We start from the raw sequence: 12,966 nt of genomic DNA, 5'->3' as shown, positions 1-12,966 counted from the left end.
ATAGGGAATGTAAATGAACAAATTTATTAAAGTTGCACTGGTAGGTGCAGTACTGGCTACGTTAACTGCATGTACTGGTCATATTGAAAACCGTGATAAGAACTGCTCTTACGACTACCTGCTGCACCCGGCAATTTCTATTTCTAAAATCATTGGCGGTTGCGGTCCTACTGCACAGTAAGTCTCTGACAGAAATCGGCTAACACCGGTTTAATTGCCCGACGCCCTCTGGATTTTCCGAGGGCGTATTTGTTTCTATATCCTTCTTGCTCCCCACCCGTAAAAATATTTTCACTTTAATTTCAATTTGATAACCACATTCATTAGCCACAGCGCGATCCTATGCGAAATTTTGTGATCTTCCTCCGCATTACATAACATCATATGTTGTTATATTCATTATGCATTGTCATGTTACCTTTTAAATGACTGCAAACTCTCCCCTACAACGTGTTGGACAAGAAAAAGGTATCGCTATGGGAAGCCAGGAACTCCAACGCAAGCTCGGATTTTGGGCCGTTCTTGCAATCGCCGTCGGGACAACCGTCGGCTCCGGTATTTTTGTATCTGTGGGTGAAGTGGCAAAAGCGGCGGGCACGCCGTGGCTGACGGTGCTCGCATTTGTCATCGGCGGGTTAATTGTGATCCCGCAAATGTGCGTCTATGCGGAACTATCAACCGCTTATCCGGAAAATGGCGCAGATTATGTTTATCTGAAAAATGCCGGAAGCCGACCGCTGGCTTTCCTCTCCGGCTGGGCCAGCTTCTGGGCCAACGATGCGCCGTCATTGTCGATTATGGCGCTGGCGATTGTCAGCAATCTTGGCTTTTTAACGCCTATCGATCCGTTGCCCGGTAAATTTATCGCCGCCGGATTAATTATCGCCTTTATGTTGCTACACCTGCGCTCCGTTGAAGGCGGCGCAGCGTTTCAGACGCTAATTACCATCGCCAAAATTATCCCGTTCACTATCGTCATTGGCCTTGGGATCTTCTGGTTTAAAGCGGAGAATTTTGCCGCCCCTACCACCACTGCGATTGGCGCAACGGGCAGCTTTATGTCGCTGCTGGCGGGGATCTCTGCCACCAGTTGGTCGTATACCGGCATGGCCTCTATCTGTTATATGACCGGCGAAATTAAAAACCCCGGAAAAACCATGCCACGAGCGCTGATTGGTTCCTGTCTGCTGGTTCTGGTGCTCTACACCCTGCTGGCGCTGGTGATTTCCGGCCTGATGCCCTTCGACAAACTCGCCAATTCTGAAACGCCGATTTCCGACGCCCTGACCTGGATCCCCGCACTCGGCAGCACCGCTGGGATCTTTGTTGCCATCACGGCGATGATCGTCATTCTTGGTTCGCTTTCCAGCTGCGTGATGTACCAGCCGCGGCTGGAATACGCGATGGCGAAAGACAACCTGTTCTTTAAATGCTTCGGCCATGTGCATCCGAAATACAACACGCCGGATGTCTCCATCATCCTGCAAGGGGCGCTGGGGATCTTCTTCATCTTCGTTTCCGATCTCACCAGCCTGCTGGGTTATTTCACCCTGGTGATGTGTTTCAAAAATACCCTCACCTTCGGCTCCATCATCTGGTGTCGTAAACGCGACGATTACAAACCGCTGTGGCGTACTCCGGCTTTCGGGCTGATGACCACCCTCGCCATTGCGTCAAGCCTCATTCTGGTCGCCTCAACCTTTGTCTGGGCACCGATTCCCGGCCTTATCTGCGCCGTCATCGTTATTGCTACTGGTCTGCCTGCTTACGCCTTCTGGGCGAAGCGTAGCCGCCAGCTCAACGCTTTGTCGTAATGTTATCTGGAGAAAATAAAATGTTGGATATTGATAAAAGCACCGTGGACTTTCTGGTCACCGAAAATATGGTTCAGGAAGTGGAAAAAGTTCTCAGCCATGACGTTCCGCTGGTGCACGCCATCGTGGAAGAGATGGTGAAGCGCGACATTGATCGTATTTATTTCGTTGCCTGCGGCTCGCCACTCAACGCGGCGCAAACGGCGAAACATCTGGCGGATCGCTTTTCCGATCTTCAGGTCTACGCCATTTCCGGCTGGGAGTTCTGCGATAACACCCCGTATCGCCTCGACGATCGTTGCGCGGTGATTGGCGTTTCTGACTACGGTAAAACGGAAGAGGTAATCAAAGCGCTGGAGCTGGGCCGGGCCTGCGGCGCACTCACTGCGGCGTTCACCAAACGCGCGGACAGCCCGATTACCTCGGCGGCGGAATTTAGCATTGATTATCAGGCCGACTGTATCTGGGAAATTCACCTGCTGCTCTGCTACAGCGTGGTGCTGGAGATGATCACCCGCCTCGCGCCGAACGCGGAAATCGGCAAGATCAAAAACGATCTCAAGCAGTTGCCGAATGCGCTCGGTCATCTGGTACGCACCTGGGAAGAAAAAGGCCGCCAGCTTGGTGAACTGGCCAGCCAGTGGCCGATGATTTATACCGTTGCTGCGGGTCCGCTGCGTCCGCTGGGTTACAAAGAAGGCATTGTAACGCTGATGGAATTTACCTGGACGCACGGCTGCGTGATTGAGAGCGGAGAGTTCCGCCATGGCCCGCTGGAGATTGTCGAACCGGGCGTTCCGTTCCTGTTCCTGCTCGGCAATGATGAAAGTCGCCACACCACCGAACGCGCCATTAACTTTGTTAAACAGCGTACTGACAACGTGATCGTCATCGATTACGCCGAAATTTCGCAAGGGCTGCACCCGTGGCTGGCACCGTTCCTGATGTTCGTGCCAATGGAGTGGCTCTGCTACTACCTGTCTATTTACAAAGATCACAACCCGGATGAACGCCGCTATTACGGTGGTCTGGTGGAATATTAATCCCTCTCCCGGCCCGGCAACGGGCCGAATTTACGCAAGGAGTTACCCGATGAAAACAGGTATGTTTACCTGCGGCCACCAGCGGCTGCCTATTGAACACGCATTTCGTGATGCAAGCGAGCTGGGTTACGACGGCATCGAAATTTGGGGCGGTCGCCCGCACGCGTTCGCGCCGGACTTAAAAGCGGGCGGCATCAAACAAATCAAGGCGCTGGCGCAGACGTATCAGATGCCGATTATCGGCTATACGCCAGAAACCAACGGCTATCCGTATAACATGATGCTGGGCGATGAACATATGCGTCGCGAAAGCCTCGACATGATCAAGCTGGCGATGGATATGGCAAAAGAGATGAACGCGGGTTATACGCTGATTTCCGCGGCCCACGCGGGCTATCTCACGCCACCTAATGTTATCTGGGGACGGCTGGCAGAGAACCTAAGCGAACTGTGTGAGTACGCGGAAAACATCGGCATGGATCTAATCCTCGAACCGTTAACGCCGTATGAATCGAACGTCGTGTGTAATGCTAATGATGTGCTTCATGCGCTGGCGCTGGTGCCTTCGCCGCGCCTGTTCAGCATGGTCGACATTTGCGCGCCGTATGTCCAGGCGGAACCGGTGATGAGTTATTTCGACAAACTGGGCGATAAATTACGTCATCTGCATATTGTCGACAGCGACGGGGCCAGCGACACGCATTACATTCCTGGAGAAGGCAAAATGCCGCTGAGGGAACTGATGCGCGATATTATCGACCGGGGCTATGAGGGTTACTGTACGGTGGAGCTGGTGACGATGTATATGAACGAGCCCAGACTCTATGCCCGCCAGGCGCTGGAACGCTTTCGCGCGCTGCTGCCGGAGGATGAGAGATGAAAACCCTGGCGACAATCGGCGATAACTGCGTCGATATCTACCCGCAACTGAATAAAGCGTTTTCTGGCGGTAATGCGGTCAATGTGGCGGTGTACTGCACTCGCTACGGCATACAGCCGGGATGCATTACCTGGGTGGGTGACGATGACTACGGCACAAAGCTGAAGCAGGATCTCGCCCGCATGGGCGTCGATATCAGCCATGTCCATACGAAACACGGCGTTACCGCACAAACTCAGGTGGAACTGCACGACAATGATCGCGTTTTTGGCGACTACACCGAAGGCGTGATGGCCGACTTTGCCCTGAGTGAAGAGGATTACGCCTGGCTGGCGCAGTATGACATTGTGCACGCGGCAATCTGGGGACATGCGGAAGACGCATTCCCACAGCTGCACGCTGCGGGCAAACTTACCGCTTTCGACTTCTCCGACAAGTGGGACAGCCCGCTCTGGCAGACACTGGTGCCGCATCTCGATTTTGCCTTTGCCTCCGCACCGCAAGAAGACGAAGCGCTGCGTCTGAAGATGAAAGCGATTGTTGCCCGTGGCGCAGGCGTGGTGATTGTCACGCTGGGTGAAAACGGCAGCATTGCCTGGGATGGCGCGCAGTTCTGGCGTCAGGCTCCTGAACCGGTGACGGTTATCGACACCATGGGTGCCGGAGATTCGTTCATTGCCGGATTCCTTTGCGGCTGGTCTGCGGGGATGACATTACCGCAGGCGATGGCGCAGGGAACGGCGTGCGCGGCGAAAACCATTCAGTACCACGGTGCCTGGTAGGTATAACGTTGGCGTGAGCATCTTCACGCCAACGTGCTGTTACTTGCCGGAAAACGACCCTATAATCCGAGTAATTCATTCTTTATTTCAGGGTCGATTATGTCAGCTACGGACCGCTACTCTCATCAACTCCTCTACGCTACCGTCCGCCAGCGGTTGCTGGATGATATCGCGCAGGGGGTTTACCAGGCCGGGCAACAGATCCCTACCGAAAACGAGCTTTGTACGCAATATAACGTCAGCCGCATTACTATTCGCAAAGCTATCAGCGACTTAGTGGCAGACGGCGTACTGATCCGCTGGCAGGGCAAAGGCACCTTTGTACAAAGCCAGAAGGTCGAAAACGCCCTGCTGACCGTCAGTGGTTTTACCGATTTTGGCGTCTCACAAGGCAAGGCGACGAAAGAGAAAGTGATCGAGCAGGAACGAGTCAGCGCCGCGCCGTTTTGCGAAAAGCTGAACATCCCTGGCAACAGCGAAGTGTTCCATCTTTGCCGGGTGATGTATCTCGATAAAGAGCCGCTGTTTATTGATAGTTCCTGGATCCCACTGTCGCGTTATCCTGACTTTGATGAGATTTACGTTGAAGGAAGCTCCACTTATCAGTTATTTCAGGAGCGTTTCGACACGCGAGTGGTCAGCGACAAAAAGACCATCGATATCTTTGCCGCCACCCGCCCGCAGGCAAAATGGCTGAAATGCGAACTGGGCGAACCGTTGTTTCGCATCAGCAAAATCGCCTTTGATCAGAATGACAAACCGGTGCACGTCTCCGAACTCTTCTGCCGCGCCAATCGCATCACCTTAACGATTGATAATAAAAGACATTAACCGTAGGCCGGATAAGATGCGCCAGCATCGCATCCGGCGATGCTGGCGCGTTGAATTTTACATCCCGTACGTTCCCCTCACCCTAACCCTCTCCCCAAAGGGGCGAGGGGACCGTTCAGTACGGAATTTAGCTTGACGGTGCTATCCAGCATTAAATACTGGCAATACTCTCACGCAAAATCCGCAGCACCGTCTCTTCACCGCTGCGATTCGGGTTAATGCGAATCGCACAATGTTCTGATTGTGGATTCGCCTGGCGAAACGTTCCGGAAAGGCGATAAAAGAGCGGCGGGATTTCATATTTCGACTCTGCACCCACCGGGTAAGGCAAGGCACCGCGCTTTTGCGCCTCTTCCAGCACTCTGGCGGCAATCGGCTGATGAAACTCGACAATCAACACCTTCGACTGCGCATTAGCAATCACCGCGCTTTTCACTTCCGGCACCGCACCACCGTTAAGCAAAGCCAGCAACCGTTCAGATACCCCTGCCTGCACCGCGTGCATCACTGGCGCAAACACCAGACCACGCAATACTTCCAGCGCCTGTGCGCCCTGGATCTGGCTACCGCCGGAGTAAAGCGTGGCGCGAATACGGTTGATAACATCAGCATCGCCGACCACTGCACCAACACCCTCTGGCCCAAATAGCTTGAAGCAGGAAAATGTCGAGACATTCGCGCCGCATTCACAGCCGATTCGCGCCACCTTCATCACCGCATAGTTGTCATCGGTTAACGCTGGAACACCTGCCGCGCGCAACGTTGCCAGCACATCTGCCAGCACGTAGCTGTCCTGCGGCTGCTGGCGCGTATGCTGCACCAGCGCCGCATCCGGTTGTTGCTCGTCGACGACCTGCTTCAGTGCCGACAGGTCATTGAAATCAACAGTAATAAGCGTCAGCCCCATCTGCTCAATAATAACCCGTGTCGTCGGGTAAACAGGCGCGTCATGCACCAGAAGACGCTGCCCCGGTTTGAGCAAAGCCGCCAGCCCGGCGCGAATCGCGCCAGTCCCCGCGCCCTGCACCAGCGCCGCAGCCTGTGCGTGAAATGCATCAGCCAGCACCTGTTCCACACGCTGGGTAACGCGCGGTTGATTCAGTCCTGGCGTTAAGCCTAAATCACCGCCAGTAAGAAACTCGCTGCCGGGGAAATGGCGACAAATGCTATCCACCAGCGCAAACTGCTTTTGCTGCGCCTCAATAATCGTCAGGCTTTGCAGAGGAAACGTCTTCATAGGTGCCTTCCTTAAGCCGGAACGAACAGGCCAAGCCAGTAAAGAACATTCAGCAGAATACCGGTGATCATTACTGCCACGACCGGTGCCGCCATTTTCTGTACCGGACGGCCCAGGGATTCGTTGAGGAAGTAAATGGCAACCGCGATAGAGAATCCGGTATAACCCGCCATCTTAATTGCTGCGAAAATCGAACCGACCAGCAGCGCCACTTCCATCAGCATATTCATGGCGTTACGGATGTTATCCGACGCATTACGCACCGACGGATAGCGCCCCAGCCATTTGCCGATCGAACGAAGCAATAAAACTTCTGCCGAAATAACCACTGCACCTAATACCGCTGCAACCATCGGATTCGGCGAGAGATAGCCCACCGCATAAACAAAGGTAAAGCCCGCAACTGCATACACACCCGTTGCTAACGCGGTGGTGGCAATCAACGGTACAAAACCCAGCCCGCGCATAAATTCTGCCAGTGCCGCCTGGTTGATCAGCGTTTGCGATTGTTCCGGCGTTACGCCTGCGGAGTACGCTTTCTCCAGAGTGAAGATCGACACTTCACTGCCGGCGAAAATCTTCATGCTGGCAACGGCGGCAATCAATGCTCCCACGATGGCGATATAGGGTAAGTTTTTGATAATCCGCGACGTGCGTTCTTCAAACACCGAAAGCCCGCTGGCATCAATATCATTTTCATCACGATGACGCAGGTCGTGAGTTATCGCGATCCCCAGCAGCATCACCATGCCAATAAAGATTTCGATGGATTCAGGGTTAAGATGTGGGAAATAGCGCACGACTACCACACGGGTCATCAGAACAACCACGGCGGCGACCAGACTTTGCTTCCAGCCAAACTGGTAGAAAATCGCCACCAGCGGGAACAGTGCAAAAGCAGAAACCACCGGCGAGCTTAATTCCCCGAGGCTACCTAATACATCCACCGGCAGCGCGGTCAGCAGCTGGTTTACTGGCAACAGGCAAGTAAGGATCAACACGCCCCAGATAGCGCCAAGACCAAACGCCATCAGGCTGTTTATCGCCAGTACGCCGAGGATATCGGTAGGAAGAAAGAGTAACCATGCGTTGAGCAGCCCGGTTTTCAGGGTAAAAGAGATCCCCACCGAGGCCACAAAACCAATGCTCAGACCAAAAGCGATACTCCCCGCCTCGCGACGGTTCATATAGCCTTCAATCAGTTGCGGCAGGATCGGGCGGATGCCGTCATGAAAAACAGCCGCCGAGCGATGCGCCAGAAGCGATGTCATACCCGTCAGGCACGCCACCACGATAATCTGAATATACAGATCCATAGTCGTGCCTTTTATTTCAGATGGTTAATCAGCATCGGAATCGCGTGTTCGACGTGCTCAACGGAAAGGCCAAACGCCACTTTTCCTTCAGCGATCATTTTGGCGATATGCTCGTCTTTCGCTTTAATGCCTGGTTTGGCAATGGTGCAACTTTTGTTATAGCCAATCACCGCGATGGCAATCGACAATGCCGCGCCCGCACCGGTATTACACGCACCGATGTAGTAATCCAGTTGCCCGGATTTCACTTTCATTGCCGCTTCCATGTCGTTGTGAATGAAAACTTCAAAACTGCCAGGAGCCGTCGCTTCAATGGTTTTTTTAATCTGCTCACGCTGTAAGCCTGCAACGCCAATCTTTTTCATGAGTCTGTCCTTATTGGAAAAATTGAGAGGGAGTTTCACGTAACATCACATCCACATCGGCCTGACTGAATCCTGACTGGCGCAATTGCGGAATAAAGGTGGTCAATAAATAGTCATAGCCATAACCACCATTGGCTTTTAAATGGGAGCGGCGCGTAATATCCATCGACAGCATGACGCGGTTCAGCAACCCACGGTCACGTAGCGCATGAAGCATCGCAATACGCTTTTCGTCCGGGTAGTAACTGTTCTTACCAATGGTGTCGAACTGCACGTACGCGCCGAGATCGATCATCTTCAAAATGTTGTCGAGGTTGTCTTTCAGATCGCAGTGACCAACGGTGACGCGCGAAAGATCAACCCCGTGGGCTTGTAGCAACGCCAGTTGCTCCAGCCCCATCGTGCTGAACGACGTATGCGTGGAGATCGGGCGTCCGGTCTGGTTATGCGCCAGCGCAGCGGCAATAAACACCTTCTCTTCCAGCGGCGTAATCTTCCCTTCGCTAGAGCCGATCTCCGCGATAATCCCGGCTTTCAGGTCGGTGCCATCGATACCCTGTTCAATTTCATCGACCATCTCCTGCGCCAGTTCCTGCACGCTGCGGGTCGCCACATGCTCCGGGAAAAAAGCGTCCTGGTAATAACCGGTGCAGGCCACCACGTTGATCCCCGTCTCGCGCATTACATCGAGCATAAATTGCGCATTGCGCCCCATGTAACGGTTGGTCATCTCAATCACATTACGCACGCCCCGGGTCATCAGGTCGTTCATCTCCTGGCAAATGAACGCATACTGATCAAGGCGGCAGTCCACGTTGTTTTTAAAGCCGGAGAGATCAATATGCAGATGCTCATGGGCCAGGGTGTAACCCGTCGGATCAATACTCATAGGGTGTCTCCTGCAAACCGGAGGGAGGAAAGAAAAGAGCGACCATTTTGTGGCGGTGGCGCACGGAAAAATTCACACACGGTAGCCCCCACATCAGAAAGCGTGGTGCGTACACCGAGTTGCGTGTGGACCAGCCCTTGCTGATAAACCAGCACTGGCACCACTTCACGGGTATGGTGGCTGTGACCAATGGTCGGATCGTTACCGTGATCCGCCATCACGACCAGGCAATCATCTGGCTGCATCGCCTCAACAAGCCGGGCAAGGTTACGGTCAACGACCTGCAAACGTTCGGCATAACGTGCGACGTCTTCTGCATGACCAGCGAGGTCGGTTTCCTGGATATTGATGCAAATAAACGCCGTCGGATGCGTGTTAAATTCGTCGAGGGTGATATCCATAATCCGCTGGCTATCCACCAGATTTTGCCAGCTCACGCCATAAGGATTGTTGACGATATCTGCCACCTTACCCACCAGCACGGTTGGCACGCCTGCTTCATACAGTTTTTGTGGCACCTGCACTTTTTCATCGACGCCATAGCCCATATGCACGACCTGGAAACCGTTGTCATAAGCGCCAGAACGCGGCGCATTGATACCAATAAAGCGCCCTTCTTTGCTTTCTGCGGCATCGAGAATGCGTTGACTGTCGGTTAACAGGCCACCAAATGTAATGACCCGACCGACCTGTACCTGCTCACGCACGATACGACCAATTTTGATTGCGTCGTCAAAAGAGATCACAGAGAGATTGGCGGTAATGTTATAGACCTGGCCTAAATCCGCCTCGAGATTATCGCCAATCGCAACCGCCTGATTGACCCACAGAAATTGCAGTTCATCGCCACGGCGCTCCACCTGCCAACCGGCGGATACTAATGCCTGCTCAACACGGTCAATCACATCGCAAAAAGGCATCCGCAGCGGCGGTAACGGGCGCGTGCCTAAAATTTCCTGATGCCCCATAAAGGTATCGCCACCTTCATGTTGCAGCTCTGCCACGCCCCAGGTTGCGGAATCTGACGGCTGCATATCGCCTGGCGCATAACCCAATGCGTTGATTAGCCCCAGCTTCTCCAGCGTTGGTAGCTGCAAATGCGGCAACTGGCTCAGGATGTGACCACAGGTATTCGCTCCCGCATCTTGCGGACGCACCAGCGTGACATCTTTCATTGCCCCTACGCCAAAGCTATCAATCACTAACACCACAAATCGCGCCATTACGCCCCCAGAGAGTTTCCAAGACTGTCATAACGACCAACGATTTTCGGTTCGCCACGGTGAATACCGGACACCAGCACCACATCGCTACGGGTGACAAAAATCTGCGTGCGGAAACAGAGCACCACTGCACTGCTCACCGGATACTCGCCTGCCAGCGGCAGGGTGTAGTCGATACTGCTGTCATCCACAGTTTTGAGATTGGTTTCAGTAATCTTTTGATTTTCTGGCGTAAACACCAGCGCATGTTGCGCATGACCACGACGGTAGTAACCGCCGCCGTAGCAGTAGCTGTCGCCACGGAAATGATGGGAGATTTCACTTAACCAGAGCATCGCGATACGTTCAGGCTGATCGCCCTGCTGGTTTGCCGGAATAGTGCCCGTCAGCGCATGACCGGGTTCGGCATGAGTCACACCGTATTCCGCCAGCAATGGCAGCGAAGTGCAGCTGGTCGCTGAAGGCGCGTTCAGTTGCTCAAGTGCAATACCAGATTTCGCCAGTTGATCCCGTGCCTGTATCAGCGTGTGAAGATTCGGTGTCGGCAAAACTTTTCCGGCAGCCTCATCCCAAAGCAGGCAAGGGAAATGGGTAAGTCCGGCTAAATGCAGCCCCGGCAGTTTCTTAATTTCAGCAACCACCTCGTGCAGCGAATGCTGTACAAAACCGCTCTCCTGCCCCGGATAAAGAAAATCATCGTCGCTATAAACTTTGAGCAGCACAAACTGCACACGTCCGGCCTTCACCGCTGCCGCAGAAACTTCCCGCGCTTTGTCGAGAGTAAACACGGTGATGACGTCGGTGCCCTGTTCAACGGCGTCAGCAACCTGATGACAAGGGATTTGTACCAGATGCCCCTGATGCGCCACCGACAAACCAGCGCGGCGCATGACTCGCGCCTCTTTGTAATCCACCGCCACAATGCCGCTGTAACCTAATGCCAGCAATTTTTCCGCCAGCCATGGGTTACGGCCAAACTGCTTGGTCATCAGATACAGTTCAATGCCGTAAAGCCGCGCCGTCTCAATCAGTCGCTTACCGTTTTCCAGTACCTGATCCACGTCGATCACCCAGCTGTCCGGGGCGATCTTGCCCTGCTGCCACAAACTTAGTGCGGCGGAAATCAGCGCCGGGTTCTGGCGTTTCAATGCTTCTACAAACATCTTGTTGCCTCGTTTCTGTTCCTTGAATTAAATATTCATTTTTTTGAATATTTAGGTTGTGCGACGTGGATTTGTCGGGAGCTTCAAACCTCTTCGTTAGCAGCCATCCATAATCCATAAAGGTTGGCCAGCAAATAGCCTTCTTCACACGGGTTAACTTCCAGTGCGAATTCCTTCAACAACACCTGATGCAATTGCACAACGGCTTGCCAGTGGCTGGATTGCGCCAGCTCTGCCAGCAATTCGTTATCCAGCGGCTCTATTTCTTCACCACGGCGACTGCGCATCAGTGCACTCGCCATATGTGTCATCGCCATCGTTCCTTGCTCACTGCGCACCGGCAGATGGCACTCTGTTTCCAGTACGTTGACGACCTGCATCATGCCTTTGCAGATGTCCTTATCAATAACGCCTGCCTCGCAAAGCAGGTTGAGTCTGGTTTCCATATCAGATGCCTTTCGTTTAATAACTCGGTTCCTGTTCCCCACTCACCACGCGTTGTTGATGGGCGAGCAGGGCGTGTTTATCTACAACGGCACGCAGCAGTTGTTGCATTGGGTAATCATCGGCTCGCGTCAGGACCACGGCTTCGGTGGCCTGTAAAAATCGCGGATCGTCTGTGAGCGGCGTCGCCTCTAATCCCAGCATGGTCAGTTCGTTTTCCGCCACCACGTTCCAGATAACCGCATCGACATCGCCTTTAACAATGCGTTGTAAACTCTCGTGATAAGAGAGATCGACACGTTCCACATCACTATCGCCAAAAAAGACATCGGTCATGATTTTCTGATCCGCCGAACGGTTATCCAGCCCCACGCGCTTCACGTTTGCGGACTCGCCTTTACGGCAAATCAACTGGTGCTCGCCAACGTAGGTGTGCGGCCCCAACTCCAGCGCGAGGCAAAACCCTTTTTGCGTGAGATAACTTTCCGCCGCCAGTCGGGAAACCACCGCCATGTCATACACGCCGTTAAGTAAACACTCCACGCGAATATCCGCGCCGCGCATATGCGCATAGTAAAAAGGAATGCCATCAAACTGGGCTTTCAATCCGCTCGCTAAACCTTCGTACAAGCGGGTATAGGGCAAAGGCATCGCACATACCACGTTGTTGATATCCACATGACTCAGCAATGCTTTGTTATCCATCTCGACCAGATAACTGCCATTGCGCCCACGGCGTTCAATCCGTATCGCTCCGCTTGATTCCAGCGTTTTCAACGCGGCCTGCGTCAGGCCAACGGATGAACGGCATTCAGTTGCCAGCTCATCTATGGTTTTCAACCTATTACCGCATTTTTCACCCAACAAATAACGGGCCAGCGTCGTGATAACGACGCCTTCTTTTTTGATAAACGTTCGACGCATAATATATTTTCAATAAAATGAATGTTTATATCTTCATTAAAATGAAGATAAGTGG

At 53.3% G+C, this 12,966-nt stretch carries 14 protein-coding genes; 6 read left to right on the top strand and 8 right to left on the bottom strand.

Annotated features, from left to right (window positions below; genetic code table 11):
• The first annotated feature begins 13 nt into the window (after positions 1-13).
• From E0D98_RS16070 to frlR, 6 genes are all read left to right on the top strand, one after another.
• Entirely contained in the window at positions 14-181 is a 168-nt protein-coding gene (locus E0D98_RS16070; protein ID WP_001031834.1) for a YhfL family protein, read from the top strand.
• Positions 182-476: 295 nt separating this feature from the next.
• Positions 477-1,814, top strand: coding sequence for a fructoselysine/psicoselysine transporter (gene frlA / locus E0D98_RS16065; RefSeq protein ID WP_050877113.1), 1,338 nt, complete (start codon positions 477-479; stop codon positions 1,812-1,814).
• 20 nt (positions 1,815-1,834) lie between these two features.
• A complete protein-coding gene (gene frlB, locus E0D98_RS16060) occupies positions 1,835-2,857 on the top strand; it encodes a fructoselysine 6-phosphate deglycase (RefSeq protein ID WP_001295163.1) in 1,023 nt (340 codons plus the stop codon).
• Between the two features lie 49 nt (positions 2,858-2,906).
• Entirely contained in the window at positions 2,907-3,737 is an 831-nt protein-coding gene (frlC, locus tag E0D98_RS16055; RefSeq protein ID WP_000847834.1) for a fructoselysine 3-epimerase, read from the top strand.
• Positions 3,734-4,519, top strand: a complete 786-nt coding sequence (gene frlD / locus E0D98_RS16050) for a fructoselysine 6-kinase (RefSeq protein WP_000853348.1) — start codon at positions 3,734-3,736, stop codon at positions 4,517-4,519. The genes frlC and frlD overlap by 4 nt, the downstream gene beginning before the upstream one ends.
• A gap of 99 nt (positions 4,520-4,618) precedes the next feature.
• Complete coding sequence (gene frlR / locus E0D98_RS16045) at positions 4,619-5,350, top strand: DNA-binding transcriptional regulator FrlR (RefSeq protein WP_001276847.1); 732 nt, start codon at positions 4,619-4,621, stop codon at positions 5,348-5,350.
• Positions 5,351-5,501: 151 nt separating this feature from the next.
• Here frlR and E0D98_RS16040 read toward each other — a convergent pair whose 3' ends face one another.
• The 8 genes from E0D98_RS16040 to yhfZ all read right to left on the bottom strand — a co-directional run bounded on the left by E0D98_RS16040 (position 5,502) and on the right by yhfZ (position 12,911).
• Positions 5,502-6,587, bottom strand: coding sequence for an aminotransferase class I/II-fold pyridoxal phosphate-dependent enzyme (locus tag E0D98_RS16040; RefSeq protein WP_000847144.1), 1,086 nt, complete (start codon positions 6,585-6,587; stop codon positions 5,502-5,504).
• A gap of 11 nt (positions 6,588-6,598) precedes the next feature.
• Complete coding sequence (locus E0D98_RS16035) at positions 6,599-7,903, bottom strand: YhfT family protein (protein WP_000366877.1); 1,305 nt, start codon at positions 7,901-7,903, stop codon at positions 6,599-6,601.
• 11 nt (positions 7,904-7,914) lie between these two features.
• Entirely contained in the window at positions 7,915-8,268 is a 354-nt protein-coding gene (locus E0D98_RS16030; protein ID WP_001297518.1) for a DUF2620 domain-containing protein, read from the bottom strand.
• Positions 8,269-8,278: 10 nt separating this feature from the next.
• Entirely contained in the window at positions 8,279-9,157 is an 879-nt protein-coding gene (locus E0D98_RS16025) for a phosphotriesterase-related protein (RefSeq protein WP_000020845.1), read from the bottom strand.
• Positions 9,154-10,380: a phosphopentomutase gene (locus E0D98_RS16020; protein WP_000090592.1), complete on the bottom strand. Its 1,227-nt coding sequence runs from the start codon at positions 10,378-10,380 to the stop codon at positions 9,154-9,156. Before E0D98_RS16020 ends, E0D98_RS16025 begins: the two co-directional genes overlap by 4 nt.
• Positions 10,380-11,543 (bottom strand): YhfX family PLP-dependent enzyme, encoded by a 1,164-nt coding sequence (locus E0D98_RS16015; protein WP_000497372.1) that lies wholly within the window; start codon positions 11,541-11,543, stop codon positions 10,380-10,382. Before E0D98_RS16015 ends, E0D98_RS16020 begins: the two co-directional genes overlap by 1 nt.
• 83 nt (positions 11,544-11,626) lie before the next feature.
• Positions 11,627-11,989 carry a PRD domain protein gene (locus E0D98_RS16010; protein ID WP_001295165.1) on the bottom strand — a complete coding sequence of 121 codons (363 nt, stop codon included), beginning with the start codon at positions 11,987-11,989 and terminating at the stop codon, positions 11,627-11,629.
• A gap of 16 nt (positions 11,990-12,005) precedes the next feature.
• Positions 12,006-12,911, bottom strand: a complete 906-nt coding sequence (gene yhfZ / locus E0D98_RS16005; protein WP_001254809.1) for a GntR family transcriptional regulator YhfZ — start codon at positions 12,909-12,911, stop codon at positions 12,006-12,008.
• Positions 12,912-12,966 lie beyond the last annotated feature (55 nt).

This window comes from Escherichia sp. KCJ4928, assembly GCF_004352695.1.
In the GTDB taxonomy this organism is placed as follows: Bacteria; Pseudomonadota; Gammaproteobacteria; order Enterobacterales; family Enterobacteriaceae; genus ECMA0423.
The sequence above is the reverse complement of the archived record's forward strand: the minus strand, read 5'-3'. Positions and strand labels throughout refer to the sequence as shown.

What these genes read in the sequence shown, in the direction of transcription:
- E0D98_RS16070 (WP_001031834.1), top strand. Translation starts at nt 14, where the DNA reads ATGAACAAATTTATTAAAGTTGCACTGGTAGGTGCAGTACTGGCTACG.
- frlA (WP_050877113.1), top strand. Translation starts at nt 477, where the DNA reads ATGGGAAGCCAGGAACTCCAACGCAAGCTCGGATTTTGGGCCGTTCTT.
- frlB (WP_001295163.1), top strand. Translation starts at nt 1,835, where the DNA reads ATGTTGGATATTGATAAAAGCACCGTGGACTTTCTGGTCACCGAAAAT.
- frlC (WP_000847834.1), top strand. Translation starts at nt 2,907, where the DNA reads ATGAAAACAGGTATGTTTACCTGCGGCCACCAGCGGCTGCCTATTGAA.
- frlD (WP_000853348.1), top strand. Translation starts at nt 3,734, where the DNA reads ATGAAAACCCTGGCGACAATCGGCGATAACTGCGTCGATATCTACCCG.
- frlR (WP_001276847.1), top strand. Translation starts at nt 4,619, where the DNA reads ATGTCAGCTACGGACCGCTACTCTCATCAACTCCTCTACGCTACCGTC.
- E0D98_RS16040 (WP_000847144.1), bottom strand. Translation starts at nt 6,587, where the DNA reads ATGAAGACGTTTCCTCTGCAAAGCCTGACGATTATTGAGGCGCAGCAA.
- E0D98_RS16035 (WP_000366877.1), bottom strand. Translation starts at nt 7,903, where the DNA reads ATGGATCTGTATATTCAGATTATCGTGGTGGCGTGCCTGACGGGTATG.
- E0D98_RS16030 (WP_001297518.1), bottom strand. Translation starts at nt 8,268, where the DNA reads ATGAAAAAGATTGGCGTTGCAGGCTTACAGCGTGAGCAGATTAAAAAA.
- E0D98_RS16025 (WP_000020845.1), bottom strand. Translation starts at nt 9,157, where the DNA reads ATGAGTATTGATCCGACGGGTTACACCCTGGCCCATGAGCATCTGCAT.
- E0D98_RS16020 (WP_000090592.1), bottom strand. Translation starts at nt 10,380, where the DNA reads ATGGCGCGATTTGTGGTGTTAGTGATTGATAGCTTTGGCGTAGGGGCA.
- E0D98_RS16015 (WP_000497372.1), bottom strand. Translation starts at nt 11,543, where the DNA reads ATGTTTGTAGAAGCATTGAAACGCCAGAACCCGGCGCTGATTTCCGCC.
- E0D98_RS16010 (WP_001295165.1), bottom strand. Translation starts at nt 11,989, where the DNA reads ATGGAAACCAGACTCAACCTGCTTTGCGAGGCAGGCGTTATTGATAAG.
- yhfZ (WP_001254809.1), bottom strand. Translation starts at nt 12,911, where the DNA reads ATGCGTCGAACGTTTATCAAAAAAGAAGGCGTCGTTATCACGACGCTG.